This is a genomic window from Bacillus sp. EE-W1 (assembly GCF_009760835.1).
GTDB lineage: Bacteria > Bacillota > Bacilli > Bacillales > Bacillaceae_G > Bacillus_A > Bacillus_A wiedmannii.
Window position 1 is genome coordinate 1 of record NZ_WIPE01000087.1, and the last position, 6311, is coordinate 6311.

Annotated in this window: 6 protein-coding genes; 1 reads left to right on the forward strand and 5 read right to left on the reverse strand. The window is 37.2% G+C overall.

What is annotated here, in order from left to right; genetic code table 11:
* Positions 1-92: 92 nt before the first annotated feature.
* Both GFJ36_RS24205 and trmB read right to left on the reverse strand, forming a co-directional pair.
* Positions 93-947: a YtnP family quorum-quenching lactonase gene (locus GFJ36_RS24205; RefSeq protein WP_000436842.1), complete on the reverse strand. Its 855-nt coding sequence runs from the start codon at positions 945-947 to the stop codon at positions 93-95.
* 71 nt (positions 948-1018) lie between these two features.
* On the reverse strand, positions 1019-1672 hold the full coding sequence (gene trmB / locus GFJ36_RS24210) for a tRNA (guanosine(46)-N7)-methyltransferase TrmB (RefSeq protein WP_001239384.1): 654 nt from the start codon (positions 1670-1672) through the stop codon (positions 1019-1021).
* A gap of 228 nt (positions 1673-1900) precedes the next feature.
* Between trmB and GFJ36_RS24215 the strand changes: the two genes are divergently transcribed.
* Positions 1901-2179, forward strand: a complete 279-nt coding sequence (locus tag GFJ36_RS24215) for a YtzH-like family protein (RefSeq protein WP_001122236.1) — start codon at positions 1901-1903, stop codon at positions 2177-2179.
* Between the two features lie 3 nt (positions 2180-2182).
* Here GFJ36_RS24215 and GFJ36_RS24220 read toward each other — a convergent pair whose 3' ends face one another.
* From GFJ36_RS24220 to thpR, 3 genes are all read right to left on the reverse strand, one after another.
* A complete protein-coding gene (locus GFJ36_RS24220) occupies positions 2183-2980 on the reverse strand; it encodes a phosphotransferase family protein (protein WP_087984845.1) in 798 nt (265 codons plus the stop codon).
* A 227-nt stretch (positions 2981-3207) separates the two neighbouring features.
* A complete protein-coding gene (gene pulA, locus GFJ36_RS24225) occupies positions 3208-5349 on the reverse strand; it encodes a type I pullulanase (RefSeq protein WP_098230846.1) in 2142 nt (713 codons plus the stop codon).
* A 287-nt stretch (positions 5350-5636) separates the two neighbouring features.
* Positions 5637-6182, reverse strand: a complete 546-nt coding sequence (gene thpR / locus GFJ36_RS24230; RefSeq protein WP_087984846.1) for an RNA 2',3'-cyclic phosphodiesterase — start codon at positions 6180-6182, stop codon at positions 5637-5639.
* Positions 6183-6311: the final 129 nt, after the last annotated feature.

Genomic DNA, 6311 nt, shown 5'->3' on the forward strand with positions numbered 1-6311 from the left:
TATCAGCGATTTTTGAAATATATCGACTTACCGACAAAAACGCCAATAATAAAAAGGCTGCCCCAACAGACTTCTGGAACAACCTCCTCTTTTTATGCTTCTATACTCGTTTTCCGCTCTATTTTTTCTACAATATGCCCTTCCTCATTCCACTTTACTGCACGGTAATACGCGTCATGATAAAACGTAAACCAAGCATCGTTTTCAGCGCCGTACTTCATCCACTTTTGCTTATTTTCAATTGATGTCATTGGATAATCATCGTATGCCATTACCCATAGTACATTTTGATGGGCGTGCGTCGGCAATAGGTCTGCTAAATGAAGCATCGTTTCACCTTTGCTTTCTAAAGCAATAACTGCATGTCCATCACTATGACCACCTGTATGCGCCATTTTTATTTCATCCGTAATTTCTATTTCTTGCTGGAATGTAACAACTTGATCTACAATCGGCTCCCAATTTTCCTTCCAATATGTATTGCGCGACCGGATATTTGGGTTCCTCATTTCATTCCATTCTGTTTCGCTTACGTAAACTTTCGCATTCGGAAACGATGGTACAAGGTGATCACCTTCCCATTTCGTTAAACCAGATGCATGATCAAAATGCAGGTGTGTCATTAAGACGTACTGAATATCTTCAGGTTTTAAATCTAGTTTTTCTAATGATTTATAAACCGCTGACTCTTCTGTTACACCTTGATTTCGCTTCATCTTCTCATTCAATTTACCGTTTCCTATTCCGGAATCAATGAGCATATTACCGTCTTTCGTTTGCAAAAGTAACGGATCTGTTCGTAAATAAATATGATTTGTATCATTATGTTTATATTTACGTGACCAAAGCACTTTCGGTACAACACCAAACATTGCTCCCCCATCTAAATGTGTGTTCCCGCCTTTTAGCCACGTCACTTTTATATCTCCAATTTGTAACTGTTCCATTTTTCATCCCCCTTTCCTTTCAATATTAACATAAAATTCCGATTATTTTAGTTACAAAAAAAACCTATGCATTACTGCATAGGCTCTGTGCGATATTTTGCTTCAACTCGGTAAATACGATGACCTTTACTTGAGAATTTCTCTTCGTATTCTGTCATAATGTTTCCTTCATAATCACTATTATGAAGATCTAGGCTCAGGTAAGTTAATAACATACCATACTCAGCCATACTCATTAGAGAGTATTCAAATAAACCTTGGTTATCTGTTTTGAAATGAATTTCTCCGCCTTCTACTAACACTTCTTCATAATTGCGTAAAAATGTTTTATACGTTAGACGACGCTTCGTATGACGATTCTTCGGCCATGGGTCTGAGAAGTTTAAATAAACGCGGTCAATCTCACCTTTTGCAAAGAAAACTGTTAAATCTTCAGCATCTTTATTAATTAACTTTAAGTTCGGTACTTCTTCTTCAATTAATTTATCAAGTGCATCTACAACAACACTTGTGAATTTTTCAATTCCAATATAATTAATATGTGGGTTTGCTTTTGCCATATCGTACATAAAGCGGCCACGACCTGTACCTACTTCAATATGAATTGGTTGCTCATTTCCAAATACTTCTTTCCAGTTACCAGCGCGCTCCTCTGGGTTTCCAATTACGATATGTGAATACTCATTAATTCGATCCATTGCATATGGTTTATGTCTTAAACGCATAGATGTCTCCCTCTCTTTACATAGCTATTTTAAAGGAATAATTCCTTCTCTCTGTTTTAATCAATCTCCCAAACAAAAAACCAAGTACGTACGAGCACTCGGTCCGTTTCTTTCAAGTATAAGATGTACCATTTTGATAAAAACTACATACAGCATTAAACATTCCATGACGAAACAGCTTTTTCTCGTACATTTGAAGAGAAAAACAATCGAAAGGATGATCCGTTCATGCCAATTAATCAACAACATCAATTAGAAGTGCTGAAAGATATTTTAGTCAATCACCAAAGTGATTGTTGCGGGACAGTTTCTGAATGCGAGCAATTAGAGCGTCTCATTCAATCGTTACTCGCAAACGATAGTATAAGTAGTGACGCTAAAGCAATGCTAAACGATGTATATTCTTATAGTCAATCGGGTAAATCTTCCTCTAATTTGGACAACCACATTTCCAATAATCAAGAACAACTTACTCAGTGGATTGCTGGAATGGACAATTTTTCTTAAGTATTACTCTGAAGCAAGTAGTTGCTGTAAATATTGATGCCAATATTCAGCTTCTGCTTGCTGTTTTTTTGTTGTGTGCCATTGCATAGACAAAATCGTTTGTGCTATTACATACCATCTCATACGCCTAAGCAGCGATTCATCCATTTCAATATCATAATATTTGAGCCACTCGCTCCATTCGTGGCGCGGAATGTACCAATATAATAACATACCGAGGTCTAGAGCTGGGTCAGCAATTACAGCTCCATCCCAATCAATTAAAAACAACTCATCTTCATCCGACAATAGCCAGTTGTTATGGTTCACATCACAATGGCATACAACGAATTCATTGTATTCAATATCTTTTAATGAATCCATTAAATATTGAAGGCCTTGCTGAATTGTTTCATCATCCCTTATATCTCCTCTTAAAACAAGTTGCAGTTGTTGTAATAACTCTTGTGCGTGAAGCGGTTGCTTCCCAAGTCTTTGAATCATCTGTACAAGCGCTTTAGAGGAGTGTATTTTCTTCAAAAGTTTCGCAACACGTTCTAGTTTCATATCCTCTGGCTCTAGCTTCTGTCCCGGAAGCCATTTTTGAGCAGAAATTACATCACCGTTCGTTACCCTTCTTGTCCAAAGTAATTTTGGAACAATTCCTTCTGCTGACAATACCGCTAAAAAGGGCGATGTATTCCGCTTTAAAAATAACTTCTGTTGTCCGTTTTGCGCAATATACGCATCGCCCGTTACTCCACCAGCCGGTACAAGACTCCACTCTTTTCCTAATAATTGTTCCAACCATTCCATATTCATTACCCGTTAACAAATCCTTATCTTTTATAGTTATGAAAAGAAAAACCGCAACATTTCTACACATGTTGTGGATTCATATATTTTACTGTAAATGAAAAGAAAACTTGGCATAAGCCAAAAACTCTCTATTTTATTTTACAAAACCAGTCATAGAATGACAACTTATCAAAATCGTCACCTTTGTCAATTCTACATTTATTACATTCTCATCGTCAAGTAGCGATTTGTCACATTATCGTCAATATATACGTGCTAATTGGAGCCAGCTGAAGTTCCTTTCCTCTAAATGAAGAAATTGGCTCTATTTTCGCTTGCTTTTCGTTTACTAACACATGCCACGTTTCTTCTTTCGGAAGTTGCACCGTTTTAGCTTCTAAACCGCTATTAAATAAAACTACAATCTCTTTCCACAGTCCAAACGATTCTGCATGCCCTAGGTGATATGCAAGTACTTCTGGAGAGGTTTGCAAAAAAGTCATGTGCTTTTTTATAAGGTCTGCGTTTTGTAATCGGAATGCTCCGTGCTCTTTACGAATCGCAATTAAACCTTTTATATAGTTAACGGTCTCTATCTCGTTCTCTTTTTGATCCCAATCTAATTGATTAATTTCATCATTTGCATTATAACTATTTTCATTTCCTTGCTTCGTACGATAAAACTCTTGCCCAGCATGTAAGAAAGGAATACCTTGCGAAAGAATCACCATTGCGCTCGCTAGAAGGTGACGTTTTTTCAAAATCTCTTCTGGCTCTTCATTACTGCGCATTAGTTTATCCCACATCGTCATATTGTCATGACATTCTACATAGTTAATGCTTTGCACAGGCTCTAGAAACAGACCTGTTTCTTTCATACTCAAAAGACTTCCCGATGCTATATACTGCAAATGATTACAGTCTACATGCCCACCAAATGCAAAACCACGTTTATTTATATGAAAGGTACTCCCTTTTATCCCATCACGAAATTGATCATTAAATTGCGCAATATGCGGCATTTTCTTTGCATTATTTAACGTTGCTTTTTCCTCTAGAGGAAGTGGTGTTTGTAGCTCCCACCCTTCTCCTAATAACAATGCATCTCGCTTTATGTTTCGCACTTCTTTTTCTATTATATTCATTGTATCGACATCTAAAATTCCCATTAAGTCGAATCGGAATCCATCAACATTGTATTCAGTAAGCCAATATAAAATAGACTCTACAATGAATTTCCTCATCATTTTCCGTTCAGATGCTATATCATTCCCGACTCCCGTCCCATTAGAAGGCATGCCATCTTCACCATGACGAAAATAATATCCTGGGACAAGCTTTTCAAATGATGATAGCTCTCTTTCATACACATGATTATATACAACATCTACAATCACTCTAATACCGTGCTCATGAAATGTTTCAATCAGTTGCTTACACTCTACTATCCTGTTATACGGATCAGAGAGGTCTGTAGCATAATATCCCGTTGGCGCATTGTAATATAATGGATTGTAACCCCAATTATATGCAGCGGAAGGATTCGCCTCATCTACACCACCGAAACAATATAAAGGCAATAATTCAACATGTGTAACACCCAAATCTTTTATATGAGACAAGCCTGTTAACGTCCCATTCCGCCCTGTTGTTCCTTCTTCCATTAACCCCTTATATGTTCCTTTTCTACTCACTCCGCTGCCCTGATGAATAGTAGCATCACGAATATGCAGTTCATACAATATGGCATCTGTCATTGCCTGTAATGGTGGTAATTGCTCTCGTCTTGTTACATTTGTCTTTTCCAAATCGATAACAACGCCGTACGTCCCATTTACAGTCACTGACTTTGCGTAAGGATCCACAGCTTCATTCCATATTAAATTAATACAAACAAGAAATGTATACTTTGCTCCGGCTAAATCGCCTTGTAATGTATGAGTCCAAACCCCATTTTCTCCTCTATGCATTTCATGATCGGTATATTCTTTATCACTTTTATAAATCCTTACTTTCGCAAGCCTCGCAGTTGGAGCCCATACTTTAAATGTCGTTGCTTCTTTTTGATACACGGCTCCTAAATCTGTACCTTCGTAATAATACTTTTCATCGAAAATCGCTGTTCTTATGACAGCACCTATTTGTAAATCTGTTTCTTCATTCCGTTCATCTCGTACTGTATAATACTTCCCCACATCTAGCGGCTCTTCTATAAAGCACTCATACTTCGTTGCATCCGGAAGCGCAATTGTATGAGAAATCGGTAAATCTTTCACATTACTTCCTTCTTGCAAACGAAATGTCCGGCTTGTTCCATACGCGTGTGGGAGCAAAATTGTAATTTTATTCATTTCATCTAAATAGGCATCAAATGGACGTTTTACTTTCAACATAAAAAAATCACCATCATTCTTAAAGTTAAAATAAAGTGAAACTTTAATCAGCGGGAAAGCTTTACCCCACTGATTATTAGCCTTCACCAATTGGCCTTTATGGGCAGTTGATCTCCCACCTAACTTCTTTGCTTGATCCTAATTTTGAGGTAGGAGTCTTACTGCCCGTAAATAGAGGGATGAAACGAGCTGCAAATGATAAGACTTTTCTTATCATTGAAGCCCTATACAGTAACTCATTATTCTCTATAGTATATTCACCTGTATAAAAAACGTTTTCATACATTCTATTTTTGTAATTTTATTTCAGCAATCGCTTTATACTTCGGTGTCTCCTTCACGTGAGATTCGTATAAAGTAATCGTATCCGCTTGAAATGATATTTCAGGTACTTCCTTTATATGTTCTAAATCAAACTTCTCTTCTCCTACCCATTTACGAGCAATAGTAATATGCGGATGATACGGGCGCGCTTCTAAAGAAAATCCATTCCCTTCACACATAGCGTGCACTTGCTTTTGTAATTGAAGCAAATCGTAATTCTCACTTACCTTCGACCAAAAAATACGCGGCCTATCTTCCATACCGAACGTAGAAAATCCTTGTAATGTGAACGCTAGTTCTTGCGTTTCTGTAAGGGTTTGTAATCCATTCTTTATTCCTTCTAATTGTTCCTCTGTTGCACTACCTAAAAATGAAAGGGTAATATGGTAGTCTTCTTTATGTACCCATGAACGAAATGGTAATTCCTCCTGCATTTCCTCTTTATAGTTAGACAGCACTTCTTTTATATGATTCGGTAACGTAATCGCGACAAAATAATGCGGCTCCATGTACATCTTCTCCTTCTTTCTATTGTTGCTTTTCTTTCTTATCTCATTCAATTAAATAGAATCAAACTTCCCTACAAGTCTAACCAAGTTAGGGTCGCGTTAATAAAGTGAAACTTTAATCAGTGGGGG